We start from the raw sequence: 20,171 nt of genomic DNA on the forward strand, positions 1-20,171 counted from the left end.
GCCCGCGCCGCTAAAAAACCGTATCATGAAACAGAGCAAGGACTTCTTCTGGCCCAGCTACGTGGACCTTATGACGGCCTTGTTTCTGACGATGCTCGTGCTGTTCGTGCTCAGCTTCAAGCGCTTCAAAGACAAGCAGCGCGACAACGACCAGCTCATTTACGACCTGAAGGTGCAGGTGCAGGAAAAGCGCAAGCTCGACGAAATCAAGGCCGCTCTCAAGCGTCTGGAAAGCAACTACTTCGAATATAACCCCACCTACAAGCGCTACGAGTTGAAGTTCTCGGTCACGTTTGCGCCCAAGAGCGACGTGCTCCCGGCCAATGCCCAGATGCCGCTGGTGAAGGCCGGCCGCTTCCTGCTCAGCCAGATGCAGAACCTGAAAACCGACGACGTGCAGTACCTCATCGTGGTGGAGGGCCGCGCCGCCAAGGACCTGCGCTACCCGCCCAACGACCCCCACAACCGCGACGGCCCCGCCGTGCGCCAGCTCAGCTACAGCCGGGCCCTGGCCGTTATTCGGCTCTGGGAGCAGGCCGGATTGCGCTTCCCGGGCAACCTGGAAGTGGTGGCCGCCGGCAGCGGCTTCCGCGGCGCCGGCCGCTACACCGGCGCGCAGGAAGCACTCAATAAGCGCTTCATCATCCAGATTCAGCCCAAAATTGGCTCCATCGGCAAGTGAGACGCTGACGCTGCGCTTAATGAGGAATGAAGAATTGGCCGTTGGGTCCAAAATTCCTCATTCTTCATTCTTCATTAAGCCGCAGGCGTCACGGCCGGCGGTTGAGGCAGTTCAGGTCTTCGAACGCCTGCCTGAGGCGGGCGGCGAAGGTTTCTTCGCCCTTGCGCAGCCACACGCGCGGGTCGTAGTACTTCTTGTTGGGCGAGTCGGCGCCGCTGGGGTTGCCAATCTGGCCCTGCAAAAAGCCTTCGTTCTTCACGTAGTAGTCCTTGATGCCTTCCCACAGCGCCCATTGCAGGTCGGTGTCGAGGTTCATCTTGATGGCGCCGTAGCCGATGGCCTCGCGGATTTCGGCCTGGCTGGAGCCCGAGCCGCCGTGAAACACGAAGTCGATGGGTGAGGGGCCGGTGCCAAAATGCTCCTGCACGTAGGCCTGCGAGTTTTTGAGAATTTTGGGCTGGAGCTTCACGTTGCCGGGCTTGTACACGCCGTGCACGTTGCCGAAAGCCGCGGCAATGGTGAAGCGCGGGCTCACTTCGCTCAGCTCTTTGTAGGCAAAAGCCACTTCCGAAGGCTGGGTGTACAGCTTGCTGGAGTCCACGTCGGAGTTGTCCACGCCGTCTTCTTCGCCGCCGGTCACGCCCAGCTCAATTTCTAGCGTCATCCCGATTTTGGCCATGCGCTCGAGGTAGCGCTTGCAAATTTCAATGTTCTCCGCAATCGGCTCTTCCGACAAGTCGAGCATGTGCGAGCTGTAGAGCGGCTGGCCGTGCTGCTGGTAGTACTTCTCGCCGGCGTCGAGCAGGCCGTCAATCCAGGGCAGGAGCTTCTTGGCGGCGTGGTCGGTGTGCAGCACCACGGGCACGTCGTAGAGCGCGGCCATGAGGTGCACGTGCTGGGCGCCCGAAATGCCCCCCGCGATGCTGGCCCGCTGCCCGTCGTTGGCCACCGACTTGCCCGCAAAAAACTGCGCGCCGCCGTTCGAAAACTGCACCATGACCGGCGAGTTCACCGCCCGGGCGGTTTCGAGCACGGCGTTCACGGTGTTGGTGCCCGTCACGTTCACGGCGGGCAGGGCAAAGGCGTGGGCCTTGGCGAGTTGGAAAAGCTGTTGAACTTCGTCGCCGTGCAGGACACCGGCCCGCAGGCCGGTAAGGGTTTGGTCAGCCATAACAGGGGGCTAGGCGGCAGCGCCGCGGTGGGAAATGGAAGTCGGAAAAAGCCGGGCCGCTCGGGGCCGCCCGCCCAGTGGCAAAGTACGGTCGGCGCTGCCTAACCTGAAAGGTCTGGCCCGAATGAGGGCGCCAGCGTCCGCACCGCCCGGGCCCAAAAAAGAGGCCGACCGTTGCAGCGGTCGGCCCCGGGCCTCACTCACCTCTCCGCACGCATCGGTTCGGCCTAGCGGGCCGTCATGGTCTTGCGCTGATGGTACTCGCCGTGCTGGTTGGTGACTCGCAGCTGGTAGGCGTAATCGCCGGCGGGCAGCCCCGCGCCGCGCAGATTCAGGGCAATGCTGTGCTCGCCGGCGGCCAGGCCGTTGCGGATGACAACCGCCACCCGGCGGCCCAGCGGGTCAAGCAGGGTGAGCCGCACGTCGGCGGGGTGGGCGAGGGCAAAGGGAATGGCGGTTTCGTCCACGTACGGGTTGGGGTGATTCTGACCCAGCACAAACTGGCTGGTGGAAGAGCTTGGCGGTGGCCAGGCGGCGGCGTGGGCCACGGCGGGCAAGAACGCGCAGCCGCTCGCCACCACCCCGGGCAAGGGCGTACCGGGCGCAGCGTAGGGTTCAGAAGCAAACATTTGCGGTACTAGACAAAGGTGGGCAGGCGGGAGTGAATTTGTAATATGAGCAGGAAGGAGCAGGCACGATGCTGAGACAAATGTTGGGGCACTAGCGTTTGGAAAAGACTAATAATCGATGGTTTGGGGTAAAAAGTCGGCGAATGTTCAGTCATGTGCTGAAAATTGCATCATTTAAAGACTTAGACGAGTGTTTCGGGCCGCTTTGCTTGGCGTAACCAGCCGGCCAGGGCCAGGCAATCGTCCGGTGGGCGAGCGAGAGGACCAGCGGTGCCAGCTGCTCGGCGACTTAACTCGGAGGTGGCGTTTCTGGGGCGAAAATTCACCCTGCCTTAATAATTTACCCGCTATCTTGCAGGGCTTATCTCGCAGAGCTTATGAGCCAGCCCTCTTCTGATTTGTTTGACACCGATGGTCGCCCCGAGCCGGCCGCCAGCGCCGAGGCCGAGCGCCGGCTGAAGGTGTGGGCCGTGCTCAACGCCGTGGAGCAGGGCCTGATGGGCGCCGAAGAAGCCCGGGCCGCCTACGCCATCAGCGCCGAAGAAATGGAGCGCCACCGCGCCGGCCTGCACGACTTCGAAGCAGGGAGCCGCTAATGGGACGCGCGCAGCGGCGGCGTTGAGTCTGTCTGGTCTTCGGGTAATCGTGGTTGACGCTTACTCGGGCCATTGGCTGCGTCCCCAGCTTGAGCGCGAAGCGGATTCTGAGCAGGCGACCACGCCCGCCATCCCCGACCGGTCGCCAATGAAAGTGCCGGTCCCAAAGACTCAGATTCCGGCCGTGGTGAAACCCAGCACCGGCGCGTCTTCGCCCTCACCCAACCGGAACACCGGCTCGGCGACGGCCATTTCGTAGCGCACGGCCACATCGGTTTCAAAAGCAACAAAGTATTCGCAGAGCAAAGCCAGTGCTTTGGCCGGCCATTCTCCCGCCAGGTACGTTTCCAACTCGCTCACCGAGAGGCCCTTCAATGTGATTTCAAGAGCGGGGAGTGTTTCATGGTAGTCGCCGCCCAGCACGAGGTCGCGGCCCAGCGCCAGGTTGCCCAAGGCGCCGCCGCCGGGTTGCGCCGTTTGTGCCAGCGGTAACGCGTGGCGCTGCGGCGCCACCGTGCGCAGTTGCACCGGCTGGGCCAGCACGCTCTCAAAGCACAATTGGGTGCGTGCCAGGTCCCCGGTGATGCCGTGGGCCAGGGGCAGCAAGTACAGCAAATTGGTGAGCGGGCCGGGGGGCAGGCCGCAGTCGGCAATGCCCCAGAACCGGGCCAGGGCCTCGTTGTACCAGCGCGCCGACAGGTTGGTGAAGTAGCGCCGCTCTTCCTGCTCGATGCGCACGCGGCACCGAAAGAATTCCTGCTCAAAAGGGAGGAAGAACTGCCGCGTTGCCTTCTCCTTGCGGCGTTGGTGCCGAATGTCCTCGACCATGGCCCGCACCCCGGGCGGGCCGTCGGTGGCGGCACCGCCGGGCTGGTGAAACACTTGTTGCGGCAGGGCATCGTACAAGCCTTCGCGGTGCAGTTCCAGCACGGTGCGCACCACCGGCCTGCTCCCGCGCTCGAATGGTTCGTCGCTCACGGCGCCCAAGTCGCGCCGGTAGCGCCGGGCAAACAAGCCCACCGGCCGCACCAGAAAGTCATCGAACGAATAACCGAAAGCCAGCAATTCGGCCATGATGACTTCGAGGCGCAAGTCGAAGGGAAGGCGGCGCAGGTGCGCCAGCAGGCGATGAACGGAAATGGTTTCGGGCACGGCGGGCAGGCAGGTGGAGGTAAGGAGGCGCAAAGTACAGTTTCCTCGGCGGCCTTACGCTGCCCCGCGCCCCGGGTTGGGCAGGGCCGGCTGGTGGGGGCGTGGCCCTGACTTGAAATTTTCCGTACTTTGTTCAGCTCCCCCCAACCGGTATAGAAGAGGCCCGGCCTTGACCACCCACTCAATTGCTCCTACCCCCAATGCTTCCCAATCCTGCTTCTCAGGCCCGTTCGGTCACCTCCAGCGCCTTGTCCAATGTCACTTCGCGGGTGCAGGGCAGCAAAGTTTTCATCAGCAGCTTCCTGTACGTGCTGCTCACGGTGGTGGGCTTTGGGCTGCTGGGTTTGGCAGCGGTGCGCAGCCCGTGGGCGTTTCCGGCCACGCTGGCCCTCTTGCAGCTGGCCGTGGTGCTGCTGGGCTGGCTGTACGCGGCGCAGCTACCAAACTGGCTGAAGTGGTACGAGGCCGAGAGCCGCTGGCAAAACGTGCTCATTCTGGTGCTCACGGCCGCCCTCGGCGCTGGCGCCATTCTGGCCCTGCGGTGGGTGCCCTGGGCCAAGGACCAGCTGCCGCCCACTGGCTTTGCCATGGCTGTAATTCCGTTTTTGCTGCCGTACTTCTTCCGGGAATCGTACCGGGCGTGGCAGGCCATTCCCTACAAACAGTACAAGCTGTGGCATTACAACCCGCTGGCGGCCAGCCCCGATTTGTCGCGCATGGACCTGAACCACTTCATGGTCATCCATTTTTGGATGACGCGCCGCTACGGCGAGGCCCTTTACCACGACTTTTCCTCGAAGGCCCCCTACCAGATGCGGATGAGCGAATTGTTCGCCATCTTCCTCTCCGACTACAACCAGCTCAAGCCGGAGCAAGCGCTGCAATACCTCGACAACCAAGGCCAGCCGTACGGGTGGCTCTTCTACGCCAAGCGCGCGTGGTGGCGCAGCCGCCACTACTACGACCCCGATTATACCTTCCAGGATAATTTCCTGCGCCAGGGCAGCATCATCGTGGCGAAGCGGGTGCCGGCCAGCCCGGCCGGCGAATAAGCCGCGGCGCGGTCCGCGCCGGCTTTTTTCCTTTACTTTCGTCTCTCTTTCGCGGTTATGATTCCTGAAATTACTTACTACCCGGTAAACTGGGTGGATGGGATGAAAATCTCCCGCCGCCATTTCGCCGAAACCGAGCGTTTCACCACCGACCACCTGCGCGATGCCACGGCCCTGCACCTGCGCCCGGATAACTACGGCCTGCTGCCCGTGACCAACGAGCTGGGCAGCCCCGCCGCCTTCGAACTCCTGCTCAACGTCGATGCCCAGCACGAGGTGCAGGCCCGCCTCACGCAGTGCCGGGCCGTCACGGCCGGCGGCGCCCGCATCGAAATCACCGCCAGCAGCACGCCACTCACGGCCCGCAGCAACCTGGCCCAGCTGTTGGCCGCGTTCGGCCTGACTGCCACCGAAGGCTTGCGTTTCAGCGTGGTGCTCACCGCCAACCCGTTTGAGCGGGCGCCCACCGGCACCCCTTCGCCCGAGGAAATACCGCCCCGCCACCCCTACACCCGCCCGGCCTACGAGCTGAGCTTTGTGCCTACCCAGCAGTTGAGCGGCCTCGCCAGCGGCGCGTTCACGCTGGTGGTGGGCGAGCTGCTCTACGCTGAGGGCGAGCTGCGGCCCGTGGCCCAATTTATTCCGCCCAGCACGGCCCTGGCCAGCCACCCGGCTTTGCTGCAAGCCCTGCACCAGCTCGACTTTCAATTGACGGAGCTGGAAACCGACGCGTTCAAAATCATCCACAAGGTCAAGCTGCGCACCGACAAGCGCAGCCACCTCGCCGACATGGTGCGCGAACTGGCCGAGCGCACCGTGTTTGCCCTGGCCCAGCAGCTCACCACGCTGCGGCTGATGGCCGCGGCCCAGCCGCCCATCTACCTGCTCGATGCGCTGCTGCGGGTGGGCAAGCAATTCAAAACGTCCCTCGACGGCCTCACCGAAGGCGAGCGCGAAGAGCTGCTCAAATATTTTGAGCAGTGGTCCGAAATCCTGCCCGCCACGCTGCTGGGGGCGCTGCAAGCGTCCGTCACGCTCGCGTACAACCACCACCAGGTGCACGAGCACTTGCGCCAGCAGCAGCAGCTGTGGCAGCTGATTGGGGCCATTTTCCGGCAGCTCAGCCAGCTTGAGTACATCGGCAAAAATAAGGAAGGCTGGCAGTCCTTCATCAACGAGAACCCGGTGGCCGACAAGCCGCTCAGCTCCCCCGTTCCGGAGTCGTACCCCAACGGCGCCCCGCGTTGGAACCCGTTCACCACCTAACCCGCCGCTGCCCGTCGTCATCTTCTCCTCTGCATGAAACCCCTCAACCAACCCGAACGCCGCACCCGCCTGTGGCAGTTTACGTTGCTGTACCTGTTGGCGCTGGCCACTCCGCTGGGCGCCTCCTACTACCTGTTCTCCAACAAGAGCATTGCCGACGAAAACGCCCGCCTCAAGAAAGAGCTGGACCGCACGCACGAAGAACAGGCCCGCCTCATCACGCAGTTCGATACCCTGACCCATCACCTGCAGCGCATCGACGCGGTGGACCAGCGCATGCGCGTCGAATCCAACGACCTCGTGCTGGGCAAGCTCGCCACCAACAACCAGGATTACCTCAATTCCATCGCCGTGGGGTTGAGCCAGTTGCGGCTTGATTCGGCCCAGATGCAGATTCCCGCCCACCGCCTGCTGGCCCGCAACGTGCTGCGCGACTTTGACTTGTTCCGTTCCAACCGCAGCACCATCGACGTGCTCCGCCAGGAACTAGCCAAGCGTGGCGACGACGCCCGGGGCAGCGAGCGCACCGCGGCCGAACTAGCCCAGGCCCGGCAGCAAATCATCATGCTCCAAGCCAGCCTGAGCCGTCCTGCGCCCATGCCCTCGGGCGGCGGCGGGAGCCCGGCCCCGGCGGCTCCCAGCGGCTCAGCCCGTCTCCAAATCGCGTTGCTCGGCGACCAAATTGCTTTCGCTGAGGCCGACTGCCTGCGCCAGCGGGCCCTCGACCACAAAGCCCGCAGCAAGGAGCGCAAGCAGCTGCTGCAACAGTCGCGCACGGCCTTCATTCAAATCCTGCAAGACCCCGCCACCGAAGACCTCAAGCAAAGCATCGAGAAGACCCTCGAACCCATCAACCTGGAGTTGGGCCGCCCCGCCCGCTTCTTCGGGCTGCTGTAAAGCGGGGTTGTACGAACAAGTGGCTTCGGGTCCAGGGACGAATTACCGGACCCAATCCTTGCTTGCGCCGCACCCAGCCGGAAAAACAGGCGATATGGGCCGCACGGCGGGAACAATCGGCTGCTCCTCAAGACGGTGCTGTGGACTGCCCGCCACGGCGCGGCGCATGCGGCTGGAACCGGGCCGTAGCGTCAGCTTTTCACTGCGGCGGCAGGCAGCGTGGTTGTTGGCCGCCTCCAGGGGCTCAAACGTGACCAGTCGGCCGTCGCCCAGGCGCATGTTCATCCGGCCCGCCGGGTCCTGCCACAACACCCGGTCGTAGCGGTGGTGCCAGCCGTGGCCGAGCGGGCCGCATTCAGGCCGGCGCCAGCTAGCTTGAGGGTAGGTAGGTGTCGGCCTTGTCGAGCAGAGACGTATTTTCAGGCGTGCCGGGTGGGCGAGCGACCGCATGGCCACGAACGAAAAGAGCAGGTTTTGGTTTTGCTTTAATTCGCCAAAGCAAGAGGTTCAAAAATTGCGGGAAGTGCACTGCAGCCAGGGCCAAACATCGTTTTCACGGCTGCGTCATTCGTGCATTTTTCTACAAATTGATGCAGGTTTTCAGCCCCGTACCGGATGCCTCCCATTCGACTGGCCAGTATGTAGATGGGGAACTCGCCGTCGGAGGCACGGTGGGCCGTGTCCCAGGCCAGGTATTCGCCGTTCTCGCTCGCGCCAAAGGGAACCAACGACCGGTCAATGCTCTCGTACCCGTCGGGTTCCAGCAGAAAAGGGTCGTGCTCCATTTCCTGATAGAACTCATTCATAAACTGTCTGATTTTGGGGCTTTGCACCAGCCAGGAGTCGGGATACGGCCCGAGGGGCACGTATATCAACAACAAATCGCAGAGCCTGCCCCAACCCAGTTGGGTGGCAAAGTCAATGTAAGAGGGCGGAAACCCGCCGCCATCGGCCAATCTATGCGCTTGCAGGTACTCCGCATCGGCGGCCGCGATTACTGGTTGTTTCTTGAGGTGTTCGAAAGTGTGCAAGGGGCAGAGTAAGTGAGTAGTCAACCCCTTGAACCACGGCAGGCCGTATTCTGCTGCAGGCCATTGGAAATTGTCCGGTCAACAAGTACGTTGCCGTTATGGTCCAGGGCGCACATCGTAACCCTGTCGGGAACGAGGCTGTTTGGGGTGGTTAGCTAGAACGGACAGCCAGAAGTCTTACCTTCCGCTGCCCATAATTAAAAAAACTGAATCCTGGTGGGCGGGCGCTGGTGCTACCTGGCCACGTGGCGCGATGCCTGCCTGCGCGCAGTGGGCTGGCACCTGGCCGCGCAGATGCCCACCGAATTGGTCCTTACGGCCTTGGAACAGGCCCTAGCCTTGCGCCAGGCCTGCTTATTCACGCCGACCGGGGCAGCCAGTACACCAGCGCGGCCTGTCGCGCCCGCATCGAACGGGCCAAGGCCGTGTCCAGCTTCAGCCGACCCGGCAATCCCCACGATAACGCGCAGGCAGAGGCTGGCTGGAGCACGCTCAAAACCGAGCTGCTGGCCCCACGGCACTGCCTGTGCCTGCCTCAAGACAGCCCGGCTGGCTGGCAAGTGGCCTACTACCTCGATACTTACTTTAATCTCGACCGCCGCCATTCTGCCTCGGTTACCGCTCACCGCACCACTTTGAACACGACCTGAAAAGCAACCTACCTCAGTTCACTGTCCGTTTTTACTAGGCCACCTCATGCACAACACTACGTTCGTTGCTAAGCCAGCGGCAACTTCGGTGCGCTAGGCCGGCATTTCTGGCAGCGCGAGTGTTTAGCCAATTTGCGCTGCTCATGGACAGGACTACCCCTTATTTAATACGCCTTTGTATATAGCCGGAGCGGGCTCTTCCAGTCGGTGCTCCATCTCTTGAATAAACTCTGGCAGTGTATAAAAATCAAACCCCGCAAACTTCTCTGCCTTGATTGCCTGCTCGATTTCCTCATTGCAAATGAAGGAGTACCAGTAATTTCGGTCGTCTAAGAAGAAAAAAGGAGGCGGAGTGGTGCCTTTGCGAAAAATAAATTCGGTGTAGTACTCCCGTCTCGGAGCTGTCTTCGCCAGGGGTTTGTGCCTGGATGGCACGCGTGGGCTGCGGTCAATGTCAATGAGGTCATTGGCATTGCCAAACAGCCGCAGCAGAAAATAGGGCTGGTCGGCAATGGGTTTGCCGCTGGTGGAAACAAGTGTCAGTTCGCTTTGCTCGTACTGTGCTTCCAGCAAGTGACGGCTTTGTAAAAAAGATAAAAACCGGCCCGATACTATCCACTCGGTTGGCTCATCGGAATAAAAATCGGCAGTAAAGGACTTGATTCCCTTGCACACCAGCCAGAGCTTGGCTGGTAATTGCAACTCCTTTGGCGCGGGCACGCCGTCTTTGTGCCGATTATAAAACAGCCAGTCGCGCGAATAAATGGGTTGCATGGGCCGCTTTTCGTTGAATTCCTCCGTGTAGACGCGAGCCATAAAGACCGGTAGGCCTTTTTTCTCAATGTAATGTCGGTAAGCAACATAGAACATAGGGACTGAGTAGTAGGGAGATTAAAAATGCAAATGCGATGAAGCGGTTGCGCCTGTATCATTCAAGACTCTGCATTGACGTAAATCGTCGAAGCATCAGCCATGCTAAGAATTCAGCGGCCACGGAAAGATGTTCACAGGAATTTACAGGCTCTTGCAGGAATAAGTCTTTGACTCCTATTGGGAACGTTCGTAGCTGCGATACTCGTCGCGATACCGTCTCTCCTGCGAAAACTGACCCAAAGTATAAAATTCAAAACATAATAATTCTCCCTCTTCTAAGGCTTGCTTAATTTTGGCGTCGCAGAGAAAAGAGTACCCAAAGCATTCTTCATCTAGCAATAACATAGTCGACGTATTCGCTTCGTTCTTGAAAACTAAATCAATATGATACATTCGTGGGGAGTGTTCTTAGTTTAAGGCTTTTGTTGCGACAGTATTTTCGTATTATTCTCAAAATTAATAAGGTCGTTGTCTGCCTAGTTTGGACGTAATAAATAATAAGGCTTGGCAGTAGTTGAAGCTTTTTGAGTGGATAACACCATTATTCTGCATGCCCAAAATGTCCTGATGATAATTTCTTTTTAAGAATAAAGTGATAGAAACGGTCTGAAACTATCTAATGGTTGGAGCCGTCGGTAAAAAAATCAGCAACAAAGCTTCTAATCCCTTTAAAAATCATCAGTAATTTGTTAGAGAGCCGCATATTTTCAGGAACGGGCTTGCCATCTCGATATGAATTATAGAATGCCCATTCGCTATGATAAATGGGCGTCATAGGGTTTTTTCATTGAATCCCTCAGTGTAAGTATGAGCAATGAAAGTTGAAAGGCTTTGTCTATCCTGGGAGACCCTAGGGCAAAAAGCAACAAAGAGCATAAGTAGATTGGTGCTTAATTAAGTCTTGCACAGGGACCGGCCACGGTATTGCGTTTGCTCAGCCGTTTGCGTTCCTCTTTTTGCAACGCGCTAATTTCCTTACGTGCCTGGGTTCGAGTAATGGCCCTCGAATTGTAGCGGTCTCGAATGTCGGCTACGTTCGTGGCTGTGTTGTTATTGTAGGTGGCGTGGCTGCCGCTGTGGTAGTTTTCAAACCCGTAGCTCTGCCCCACGGCCTCGCTCTTGGGCAAGAATACGCCGTTGGCGGCACGGTCTTTGGCACTACCCAGGCCGATGTTGTCAAAGAAGCGTTGGTTTTGGGGCTGGGTCCAGACGTCGTGCGGAATGACGTGGTGGGCGCGGAAGTCGCTCCGGGGGAAGGGCGAGATGCCGTGTTCAAAGGAGGAAGGCGTGCCGGCCCGGGACATGCGGTTGCCCAGGGTGGTGCTGCCTTCGCTCAGGCCAAGCGGGTCAATCTGCGTGAGCGGGTCGGCCACGTATGCGTACGGCGCGGGCCCCCCAGCCAAGCCGATGGGGTCCTGCGAGATGTAGCCTCCCGTTTCAGGGTCGTAGTAGCGAAACCGGTTGTAATACAGGCCGGTCTCAACGTCCTCGTACTGGCCCTGATACCGAAAAGCGCAATCTTGGGGATGGCCCTGTCCCTGGCGCACGGCCCCGTGCGTGTCCATGTCCAAGCCCCAAACTTGGGTGCCCCGGTCGTTGAAGAGGGCGAGGGGCGCCCCAACCTGATTGGCGGCCACATCAAAGTTGCCTCGGGCTGTCAGCTTCGCACAGGGTATCGAACCGCCTTCCTCAAACAGCCAAGTTGTCAAGGCCTCGATGGCGTCCGGGCCGGCGCCTACAGCTAGCTCGTGCCACTCGTGCAGCACATTGTCGCCGTCCCATACCCAGCGGGTCACCCGGCCCCGAAAGTGCTTGCTGACGCGCCGGCCCAGTGCGTCGTAGGCGAAGGCAACCGCGTAGCCGTCGGGGCGAATTACCCGCGCCAATTGCCCGGCACCGTTCCACTCGTAGCGCCACGTCTGGCCATCCGGGGTGGTCTTTTGGCTTAGGTTGCCCTCGGCATCGTAGCGGTAGCGGGTGCCATTGGCCTGGCGTAATTGACCGCCGGGTCCGTAGGCGCGGTTCGGTTTGTCGGCAGCAACGAATGGAGAGCCTGTTGCATCGATATGGCCGAGGTTATCGGCGCCCTTGGGATACTGAGCAGTTGTCAAGGCACCAAAGGCATCGTAGCTAAAGCGAGCTGTGCCAGCGAAACTGTCTTCAATTTCGGCCAAGTTGTTGCCCGCTTGCCACTGGTAGCGGCGCTGCCGAAGCGTGGTATGGCCCCGCATGATGCGCTGGCTACTTGGGCGGCCCACAGCGTCGCGCTGCCAGGCGATGCAGAGGCTGCTGCTCATCAATCGCTGCAATTCCAGGCCTTCGGCGTCGCGTTGGCTGCTTTGGTGCCAGTTGCCCGCTCGCACCTGTATTACGCGTCCCATGAGGTCGCGCTCAAAATGTACGTCGGCGCCCAGAGAACTATGCAAGCGCTGGCGGAAGCCCAGCCGGTCGTATTGGCTTTCCACTACGTGGCCGTCCTGGATTTCGCGCAGCAGCCGGCCCAGTGGGTCATACTCAAACTCGGTGCGGGAGGCAGCGGTAGCGGCCACTGCTAGCAAGCCATCGGCCCGGTACCGAAAAATAACGCGTTCAGCCCCATCATGAGTTATTTCCGTAACCCGGTCGGCCGCGTCGTAGGCGTACACGGTGCTTTGGCTCCCAGAGCGGTACAAATGGCTAACGCGGCCGGCCGCGTCATAGGCATAGCGGCGGGTGAGGTCGTCGAAGCCCGTTTCCTCGACCACTTGGCCGGCTGCATCCAGCACAAAAAGGTGCTGCTGGCCGGCCTCGTTGCGCACGCCCACCAGGCGTCCTTCCCGGTCATAAAAAAACTGGGTTTGCTGACCCTCCTGGCGGCGAACGGCCATACGGTTCACGGCAGTATAAGCAAAGCGCACGTCTTGTTGGCCATCCTGGGCCCGCACAATGTTGCCTTCGCCATCGTAAGTCAAGATGCTTTCGTGGCCGTCGGCCTCGCGTAGGCGCGCCAAACGCCCCATTCGGTCGTACTGGCGGTGCTCCGCGTTGCCACGGGCATCGGTCAGGTGAATTAGTCGGCCCAAAGCATCGTAAGCAAATGAACGAACCTGTTCGTCGGGAGAAACGAGGTGCGTGAGCTGATGGTCGGCTCCGTAGCGTAGCCGGGTAGTGTTCTCGTTGGCATCCACGATTTCGGTTAGCCGGCCGTAGTCGTCGTAGCGGTACGCCGTGGTAGCAGCGTCGGGGCTGAAGCGACTGATTAAGCTGCCGACCTCGTCGTAGCGCCATTGCCACGAATTACCATTGACATCGGTTGCGGCTACCAGCAAATCCTGGTCGTTGTGCGCCATTGCCGTGCGGGTGCCGTCCGGATAGCCGATACCGGTTTGGTTGCCACGCGCATCGTAATCGTAGCTGGTTGCATTGCCCAGTGGGTCGCGGGCCAGCTCCAATTCATTGTGTGCGTTGTAATGCCACTGGTGTACTGCTCCCACCGGGTCAATGTAGGTAGTTACTAAGCCATTTTCGTGATAATATTCGTGTTTGGCTGCTGGCTCTTCGTTGTAAAGCGTCGTTTGGCCTGGCTCGTATACAAAGCGACCGTTATAATAATTTTCATCGCCCCAGGTACGGGTGCAGCGGGCCTGGGCATCGTACTCAAAATAGAAATGGGTGCCTTCCCGAAACGTTTTTTTGACGAGCAGATAACCTTCGTAAGCGAAGTGTGTCGTGTGGCCTTCGGCATCAATCGCGGCGGTCATATTCCCGGCCTCATCGTATTGATACTGCACTGCTGAGAAGGTTTTTTGGGCATTATTAGGGTCGGGCAGGTCAAGGCTTCTAATGCGGCCCGCCGCATCGGTTTGAACGCCAATAATCCGCCCGGCACTATCCGTGATGCTATTTAGGTAACCTTGGTGGTCGTAGGAGAAGCGCAGAGCATTTCCGCTTGCATCCGTTACTGCCTGCAACAAGTGAAATATTGTTTCGGTGGGGGCATTGCCGGCAGGTGCGAAATGATACGTCAGCCGTTCTCGACCATCGAACACGGCGTAGCCCGTGGCGCCAATAGTGGCGCGCCGTAGCGTCAGCTTTTCACTGCGGTGGTAGGCAGCGTGGTCGTTGGCCGCCTCCAGGGGCTCAAACGTGGCCAGTCGGCCGTCGCCCAGGCGCATGTTCATCCGGCCCGCCGGGTCCTGCCACAACACCCGGTCGTAGCGGTGGTGCCAGCCGTGGCCGAGCGGGCCGCAACGAGTGGAGTTCGAGTACCACGTCCGTTCCCACGTAAACGGCACCGGTCCGGGCAGGTCGATGTCGACGGCATCGAAGAGCATTGCCCCGGTGGTCACGTCCACGGGGTCGCACTTGCAGGTGCGCTTGTTCTTGGCCGCGCCTTCCACGGTTTCCAGTTCTTGGGCTGCTTTTTTAGCAGCCGCTTCTTCAGCCGCTTTGGCGGCGCGGGCGGCGTCGGCAGCTTTGTCGGCGCCGGTGGTCACCTTGCCCACCGCGCCGGCTTTGCCGGCGGCGTTGCTGGCCTCGGCCGCTTTGCCGGCCAGGTTGGCGGCGTCCAAGCCTTTGTCGGCCAGGCGGGCCACATCCAGGCCTTTGTCGGCCAAGTTGGCCACTTCGCCGGCCTTGCTGAGCAGGTTGGCGGCCGTGCCCGCCTTGCCGGCCACGTTGGCGGCCGTGCCCGTCCCGCCGGTGCCCACGGCCAGGGCCACCTCGAACGTGGCCCGGCCCCCGATTTTGCCCCAGTCGCGCGGCGACTGCTGGCCGGCCCATTCCGAAGCCCCGTCCCAGGCCTTGCCCCAGTTTTCGCCGTGGCTCGCCCAGTCAGCCGCCGAGCTGATGCCGTCGCCGGCCGCGCCGGCGGCGTTGCTCCAGTTCTCGCCCTTGCTGGCCCAGTCGGCCGCGCTGCTAGCGGCATTGCCGATGGCGTTGGCCGTTTCCACGGGGTGGGTGGCGGCGTGCCAACCGCCCTTGGCCAGGCCCCAGAGGCCTTCCGCCATGCTTTTACCGCCGGCGTACAGCCCCTCGGCCATGCCCATCTGGAAGCGGGCGTAGTCGCCGGCCGGGCCCAGGGTGGCCAGGTAGTCGTCGGCCTTATCGAGTAGGGTTTTTTCGACCGGGGCGGGCGGGCAGGCGGCCTGGGCCGCGGCCAGCGAGAAGAAAATGCTGGCCTTGCCGCCGGCGCTGCACTGCAGCTTGGAGTCTTCCAGCAGCAGGCGGTTGTTGCCCACTACCACGTCGTTCTGCACCGGGTTCCAGAGCACCGGCGCGGGCACGCAGGGCCCCTTGGTGATGGCGCACACGCCCATGGGCTTCACGTTCATCATCGGCACCTTGTCGGCCTCGGTGGCTAGGCTTTGGCCGTAGATGGACGTGTTGGCGTTGAACGTGACGCTGAGCTGGCTGGGCAGCGTGCCCTTGTCGCAGGTCAGAAAAACGCCCGCCGGAACATATTTTTTTTCCATGTGCGTGGTGCCGGTAGCAAAGGAAGGTGGTGCGGTAACGGGGGTTACCGCGGGGAAGAAAGGGGGGCTGCTTTGAGGGTGCTTACTACCTGAGTGGAAAATACGCCAGTTACCCGGTAGTCGGTGAGCTGGGCGCCGTACACCAATTCGTGGCGGCTGTCGAACTCGTAGCTTTCCTGGTGGCGCACTTTCAGCGTCACGTCCAAGTCAAACTGGTCGGTGATGGTTCGGACGGCTTGCCGGAGCTCGTCAGCTCGAAACCCGGCTTCGTCGACTTCGCCCGTCACGTACACCCCGTCGGCCACGTCGGCCGGTACCGTTGCGGTGCGCGCGGCCGAAGTGCGCAGCGGCAAGTCCACGTTGGCCAGAATCCGGGGAATGAGGCGGTGGCCCAGGGGTTCGGGGGTGGCGGCGTACGCCCGGCCGTACAGGCCCGGAAACAGCAAGCTGTACTCCGGCGACGCATTCAGTACGTCCTCCAGGTACCCATCGCCTTCCAGCACCAGCCCCAGGTTGTTGATGATGGCGGGCGTGATGAAAGGCGCATCCGCGTACTTGCGCAGCAGCACGGGCCGCAGCTCCTGAAACCGCTGTTTCAGCTGGCTTTTATTCAACACGCGGCGCAGGCGGCCCGATTCATCGGTTTCGATGACCAGTTCGTTCTTCAGCTTCACCATGTCCTCGTCGAGCCGGTTGAGGCCCCCGGTATTGGTCTGCGTGAAGCTGCGGATGACCAGCCGAAACGCGCGTCCTTCGGCGCCCGCGCTGAGCAGGGTTTTCTCGAAAACCGTTTCCGCCGTGTTTTCATACGCCCGATTGCCGAGGTGATGAAACGTTTGACACGTGACCGTGCACAGCTGGCCAGTGGGCAAGACGGGCGGCAGCAACACGTCGGGTACCGCGACGAGGGAAGGTGGGACGAATGCCATGCGCTAAGGCCGCAATTACGAGTTGACCTTGACTTTGCCGGCCTTGATGTCGACCTGCGTGCCTCCGCTGATAGCGAGGCCGTTGGTTGTGGTAATGGTCTTGCTTTTGGCCTTGAGGTCCATCTTTTCCGTGGCATCAGCCGAGATGTTCTCTTTGGCTTTCAAGCTGATGCTCTTGGATTTGGACGACAGCGTAAACTCCTCGTCCGCGTCCATGGTAATGGTTTTGGCGTGCAGCTTGATGGTGCCTTTCTCCCCAGCTTCCAGCGTAATGGCGGGGCTGAGCACCGTCACCGGACCATTGCTCTTGATGGTGATGCTGCCGTCGCCCTTGAAGCCGACTTCAACGGCCGTGCCCTTGTTGTTGGAGTTAGAAAGGTGGATGGTTTGCGCGCCGGGCGTGTCCATGAGCACGACTTTGTTGCCGCCGGCGGTTTGCAAGCCCTTGCGGTAGTTACTGTCGGTGGTGTACTTGGCTTTCTGCTTATTGTTAGAGTGAAACAGGTTGCCTAACACAACCGGAGATTCGGCCAGGCCATTTTCGTGGCCCACCAGCACCTGTGACCCTATCTCGGGCACGAATAGCTGCCCTTTGCCGTCGCCGGAATAGGGGGTAAGGGTACGCAGCCAGTCGCTCTCCGCGTACTTGGGCTCGGCTACGGGCCAGTAGTAGCGCACCCGCACCCTTCCTAGGTGGTCAGGGTCTTGCGTATCAATTACTTCGGCCAGCTCCTGGACGCCTCCGGGCGGGGCGTAGTGGGGGTTCAGCGGGGGTAGTTCCAGCAGGTGGGGTATTGCCGTGAATGAATTGTTGTAATTTCCTTCGGCGTCGAGGCGGTGCGTTACTTCCACGATGCGGTAAGCACCAAAGTCGGCGGGTGCTACATGATTGCTGCCCAGTCCCTTGCCCCTTACATGAATCACGCTGCCCAATTGCAAGCTGGAGTTGTCGCTGCTGCCCTGCAAGGCTACCAAATCGGCTACCCGCTGGGCTTTGAAGGCCTTGGCCTCCTCCGTAATCTCGCCGCCGCTCTGGATGGCCACCTCCGCCAACGTGTGCGATTCCTGGGAGAAAAGCTGGTCCGACTGACTCAGCACCAGCTTGCCAAAGGGGTGCTGGCTCATTGTGGGTACGGCCTGCGCCTGCGTGCTGGCCGTGTAGTGCTGGTGCTGCTTGTAGTTGTATTCATAGAACTTAACCTTGGTGGCGTTCAGCGACAGCCCTAGGTGAAAGTTATTATGCACCCCGTCGGCCACAAATTCTACTTCCGCCGCGGCCGTTGGTGGGCCCAGTCGGAGCGTGCTGCCGTCATAATAAAACCACTCGGCATACTCCGTGGCCAGACGACTCAGAAACGCAAAGTCGCTTTCCTTATATTGTGCCACGTACGGAATCGGTGCGGCATGGCGCGGCTGGAGCATCTTGGTGAGCAAGTTGCCGGAGTAAGGCTTCAGCACCTGCTCGAAAATGGATTTTAGGGTTTGCTTGATAAACGTCCGTTTCTGCACGCCCCCGGCCAGTAGGCAGCACGCGCTGTAGCCCTGCACTGTGATGCTGCTGTCGCCATCCGAGTCCTGGCTCGTGCCCATTTCGGTGACCAGGCCTTTAAAATGAAAGCCGGCCCCTTTGTCGAAACCAAAGGCTTTATCGGGCTCAATGGCCACGGTGACGGGCTGGCCTAAAAACCGGCTGGGAGCCTCGTTGAGAAAGGCCGCCTGGCTGCCTTCCACGCTGTCGAAGGGGACGACTATCGATAGCGAATGGTGGTCGAATAAAGTCTGATGCAGTTGAAGAGCCGTAAAATCCTGGCCCGGTGCCAGTGTTTGGCCAGCACATTGTACCGTAACAACAACTTGACGAGCCATAGAAGATGGGGTGCGGTGAAAAGTAAGGAAATTGCCGTGGAACCCGCTAAAGGTAAAGAGAACTCCGGGCATATGTACGCCGTTCCTACGTAATTGCTGCTAACTTGGTCCTAAATATGGCTTCCTTCTCCAACCGTCAGTCGCCCTCGCAACCCATTAGCGGCCGGGCCACCGTTGCCCACCTGGGCCAAGCGCCGCAGCCGCAGCCCCCGCTGCTGAGCGGCCGGGCAGCGGCGGGGCACCTGGGCGTGGGCCGGCGCTACACGGGCAGCGGTGACCTGCTCACCCCGCGCCAGTTGCCGTTGCCCGCCCCGCCGCTGCCCGACTTTGCCCGCCTGCGGGCCGACGCCGAGCGGCTGCAGCGGCAGTTGGCGGCCCACGACCGGCAGGTGGCCGCCGCCTACCGCCCGCTGGTGCTGCTTTCGCCCGCCGAACAAGCCCGCCGCCGGGCCGAGGCCGCTGCGCAGCAGCGTGCCGCCGCCCGGGCCCGCGCGCAGTTCGAGCAGCGCCTGCTGGCCGAGTACAACGACCTGGCCCAGTCCGGCTACCTGCCCGCCTTTTTGCGCCAGGCCCCGCCCAAACCCAAGCCCACCCCCCTGTCCGCCGGGGGCCGCGACTGCTTCATGCCCCTGACCTTTTGGAAATCCCAGAACCCGACGGGCGACCCCAAAGTAGGCTGGGCGCAGTGCTGCAACACGGTCAAGAAGATGGTGGGCTACAATTCCGACCTAAAAGACCGCATCCAAATCGTGCGCGAGCGCGGCAAGACGCTGGTCGGGCAGCCCACGGCCACGGCCGGCTTGGCGATGCTCGACCAGTACCTGGCCCTGCACAAGCCGGTGATGGCGGGCGTGCACCATAGCTACGCGAGCGGTTACAACAAAGCCGCCCCCGACTACGAAACCACGGACCACTTCGTGGCCATCGTCGGCACGGGCACCGACGCTAAGGGCAAGTACTACCGCTTCTTCGACGTGGGGACAAAGGATGTAAATAAACGGCTGGGTGTAGCCAAGAGCAACCGCCTCTACTACGACGCCCGCACGGGGTCGTACAGCGGCAAAAGTGCCGTCAACGGCAAGACGTATACCATTTCCCAGCTCCGCTTCAAGCCCGGCACTTTTTAAGGCCCTGCCCCATGCTTTCAGGTAAACACGTCGTGTCGCTCGGCGCGCTCTACGCCGCTTTTCTGCTGTCTGGCTGCTCGGACCCACAGCGCCCGCCGAACAAACAACCAAGCACGACAACAAAGCCTGCGTTTGCTCCTCCCTTAAAGTCTTCTGTTACAGCAGACTCCTATGTGTATAATATCGCAGCATTATTGGGCCTAACAGCGGACGAAATCCCCGCCCGCCTGGGCGGGCCTATTAGCGATGAACGGGAAAGTATCGACGAGCAGGTAAAAAGTTTGCGCTACCAGCGTAAGGGGTACGATTTATCCATTGAGTACGACGTGCGGTCCCGCCGAGTAGTCAGGTTTTTTGTCAATCTCAGCAAATCAACGGAGGACAGTCAATCTTTGTTGAATGCGATAAACATCAACCCAAGAGACAGCCGGTTTGCGGTCGAATACCTGAATGATGAAGATGGACGCTACGGTGGAATCCTTATTGTGCCTGACAGTGCTGTGTTAGCAACTCAGCGTTAAGTGGGCAGTCTGCCCTGCACAAGCCGGTGATGGCGGGCGTGCACCACGGCTACGCGAGCAGCTACAACAAGGGCGCCCCCGACTACGAAACTACGGACCACTTCGTGGCCATCGTCGGCACGGGCACCGACGCTCAGAGGGTGTTTGGGATTTACGCCGGGCATAATCGGTTGAGGCACATAGTCGAGTTGGCAATGAGCAGCCACGCTTGATGGCTGGCGGGGGTAAATTCGTAGTCAACGGCCAAGCGCCGAAAGCAGGCCAGCCAGGCAAAGG

The 20,171-nt window shown here is 60.7% G+C and carries 17 protein-coding genes; 8 read left to right on the plus strand and 9 right to left on the minus strand.

Going from position 1 to position 20,171, the window contains the following annotated elements:
* Nucleotides 1-25: 25 nt before the first annotated feature.
* Nucleotides 26-682 carry a hypothetical protein gene (locus RMO51_RS19290; protein ID WP_310397492.1) on the plus strand — a complete coding sequence of 219 codons (657 nt, stop codon included), beginning with the start codon at nucleotides 26-28 and terminating at the stop codon, nucleotides 680-682.
* A gap of 88 nt (nucleotides 683-770) precedes the next feature.
* Here the strand turns inward: RMO51_RS19290 and fbaA are convergent, their stop codons facing one another.
* A complete protein-coding gene (fbaA, locus tag RMO51_RS19295; RefSeq protein WP_310397494.1) occupies nucleotides 771-1,853 on the minus strand; it encodes a class II fructose-bisphosphate aldolase in 1,083 nt (360 codons plus the stop codon).
* A gap of 227 nt (nucleotides 1,854-2,080) precedes the next feature.
* Nucleotides 2,081-2,482, minus strand: a complete 402-nt coding sequence (locus RMO51_RS19300; protein ID WP_310397496.1) for a hypothetical protein — start codon at nucleotides 2,480-2,482, stop codon at nucleotides 2,081-2,083.
* Between the two features lie 377 nt (nucleotides 2,483-2,859).
* Between RMO51_RS19300 and RMO51_RS19305 the strand changes: the two genes are divergently transcribed.
* Nucleotides 2,860-3,078: a DUF1153 domain-containing protein gene (locus RMO51_RS19305; RefSeq protein WP_310397498.1), complete on the plus strand. Its 219-nt coding sequence runs from the start codon at nucleotides 2,860-2,862 to the stop codon at nucleotides 3,076-3,078.
* Nucleotides 3,079-3,249: 171 nt separating this feature from the next.
* Here RMO51_RS19305 and RMO51_RS19310 read toward each other — a convergent pair whose 3' ends face one another.
* A complete protein-coding gene (locus RMO51_RS19310) occupies nucleotides 3,250-4,263 on the minus strand; it encodes a type VI secretion system baseplate subunit TssG (RefSeq protein ID WP_310397500.1) in 1,014 nt (337 codons plus the stop codon).
* 167 nt (nucleotides 4,264-4,430) lie between these two features.
* Here RMO51_RS19310 and RMO51_RS19315 point away from each other — a divergent pair, with 167 nt between their 5' ends.
* The 3 genes from RMO51_RS19315 to RMO51_RS19325 are packed head-to-tail and all read left to right on the plus strand — an operon-like array spanning nucleotide 4,431 to nucleotide 7,445.
* Nucleotides 4,431-5,282 (plus strand): TssN family type VI secretion system protein, encoded by an 852-nt coding sequence (locus tag RMO51_RS19315; protein ID WP_310397502.1) that lies wholly within the window; start codon nucleotides 4,431-4,433, stop codon nucleotides 5,280-5,282.
* 57 nt (nucleotides 5,283-5,339) lie between these two features.
* The gene (locus tag RMO51_RS19320; protein ID WP_310397504.1) at nucleotides 5,340-6,548 is read left to right on the plus strand and encodes a hypothetical protein; all 1,209 of its coding nucleotides are present in this window, start codon (nucleotides 5,340-5,342) and stop codon (nucleotides 6,546-6,548) included.
* Nucleotides 6,549-6,581: 33 nt separating this feature from the next.
* Nucleotides 6,582-7,445 (plus strand): hypothetical protein, encoded by an 864-nt coding sequence (locus tag RMO51_RS19325; RefSeq protein ID WP_310397506.1) that lies wholly within the window; start codon nucleotides 6,582-6,584, stop codon nucleotides 7,443-7,445.
* Between the two features lie 42 nt (nucleotides 7,446-7,487).
* Here the strand turns inward: RMO51_RS19325 and RMO51_RS22630 are convergent, their stop codons facing one another.
* Together RMO51_RS22630 and RMO51_RS19330 are read right to left on the minus strand one after the other, a co-directional pair.
* Entirely contained in the window at nucleotides 7,488-7,895 is a 408-nt protein-coding gene (locus RMO51_RS22630) for a DUF6531 domain-containing protein (protein ID WP_409025057.1), read from the minus strand.
* Nucleotides 7,896-7,930: 35 nt separating this feature from the next.
* Nucleotides 7,931-8,476, minus strand: a complete 546-nt coding sequence (locus tag RMO51_RS19330; RefSeq protein ID WP_310397508.1) for an SMI1/KNR4 family protein — start codon at nucleotides 8,474-8,476, stop codon at nucleotides 7,931-7,933.
* Between the two features lie 425 nt (nucleotides 8,477-8,901).
* On the opposite strand from RMO51_RS19330, the gene RMO51_RS19340 reads away from it, so the two are divergent.
* The gene (locus tag RMO51_RS19340) at nucleotides 8,902-9,126 is read left to right on the plus strand and encodes a hypothetical protein (protein ID WP_310397528.1); all 225 of its coding nucleotides are present in this window, start codon (nucleotides 8,902-8,904) and stop codon (nucleotides 9,124-9,126) included.
* 153 nt (nucleotides 9,127-9,279) lie between these two features.
* Here RMO51_RS19340 and RMO51_RS19345 read toward each other — a convergent pair whose 3' ends face one another.
* The 4 genes from RMO51_RS19345 to RMO51_RS19360 all read right to left on the minus strand — a co-directional run bounded on the left by RMO51_RS19345 (nucleotide 9,280) and on the right by RMO51_RS19360 (nucleotide 18,247).
* Nucleotides 9,280-9,996 carry an Imm43 family immunity protein gene (locus tag RMO51_RS19345; protein WP_310397511.1) on the minus strand — a complete coding sequence of 239 codons (717 nt, stop codon included), beginning with the start codon at nucleotides 9,994-9,996 and terminating at the stop codon, nucleotides 9,280-9,282.
* Nucleotides 9,997-10,889: 893 nt separating this feature from the next.
* On the minus strand, nucleotides 10,890-15,452 hold the full coding sequence (locus RMO51_RS19350; RefSeq protein ID WP_310397513.1) for an RHS repeat-associated core domain-containing protein: 4,563 nt from the start codon (nucleotides 15,450-15,452) through the stop codon (nucleotides 10,890-10,892).
* Between the two features lie 44 nt (nucleotides 15,453-15,496).
* On the minus strand, nucleotides 15,497-16,381 hold the full coding sequence (locus tag RMO51_RS19355; protein WP_310397515.1) for a hypothetical protein: 885 nt from the start codon (nucleotides 16,379-16,381) through the stop codon (nucleotides 15,497-15,499).
* Between the two features lie 15 nt (nucleotides 16,382-16,396).
* Complete coding sequence (locus RMO51_RS19360) at nucleotides 16,397-18,247, minus strand: contractile injection system protein, VgrG/Pvc8 family (protein ID WP_310397517.1); 1,851 nt, start codon at nucleotides 18,245-18,247, stop codon at nucleotides 16,397-16,399.
* 116 nt (nucleotides 18,248-18,363) lie between these two features.
* Here RMO51_RS19360 and RMO51_RS19365 point away from each other — a divergent pair, with 116 nt between their 5' ends.
* Nucleotides 18,364-19,374 (plus strand): hypothetical protein, encoded by a 1,011-nt coding sequence (locus RMO51_RS19365; protein WP_310397519.1) that lies wholly within the window; start codon nucleotides 18,364-18,366, stop codon nucleotides 19,372-19,374.
* 11 nt (nucleotides 19,375-19,385) lie between these two features.
* Nucleotides 19,386-19,895 (plus strand): hypothetical protein, encoded by a 510-nt coding sequence (locus RMO51_RS19370; RefSeq protein WP_310397521.1) that lies wholly within the window; start codon nucleotides 19,386-19,388, stop codon nucleotides 19,893-19,895.
* Nucleotides 19,896-20,171: the final 276 nt, after the last annotated feature.

Source organism: Hymenobacter sp. (assembly GCF_031398885.1).
Classification (GTDB): Bacteria; Bacteroidota; Bacteroidia; order Cytophagales; family Hymenobacteraceae; genus Hymenobacter.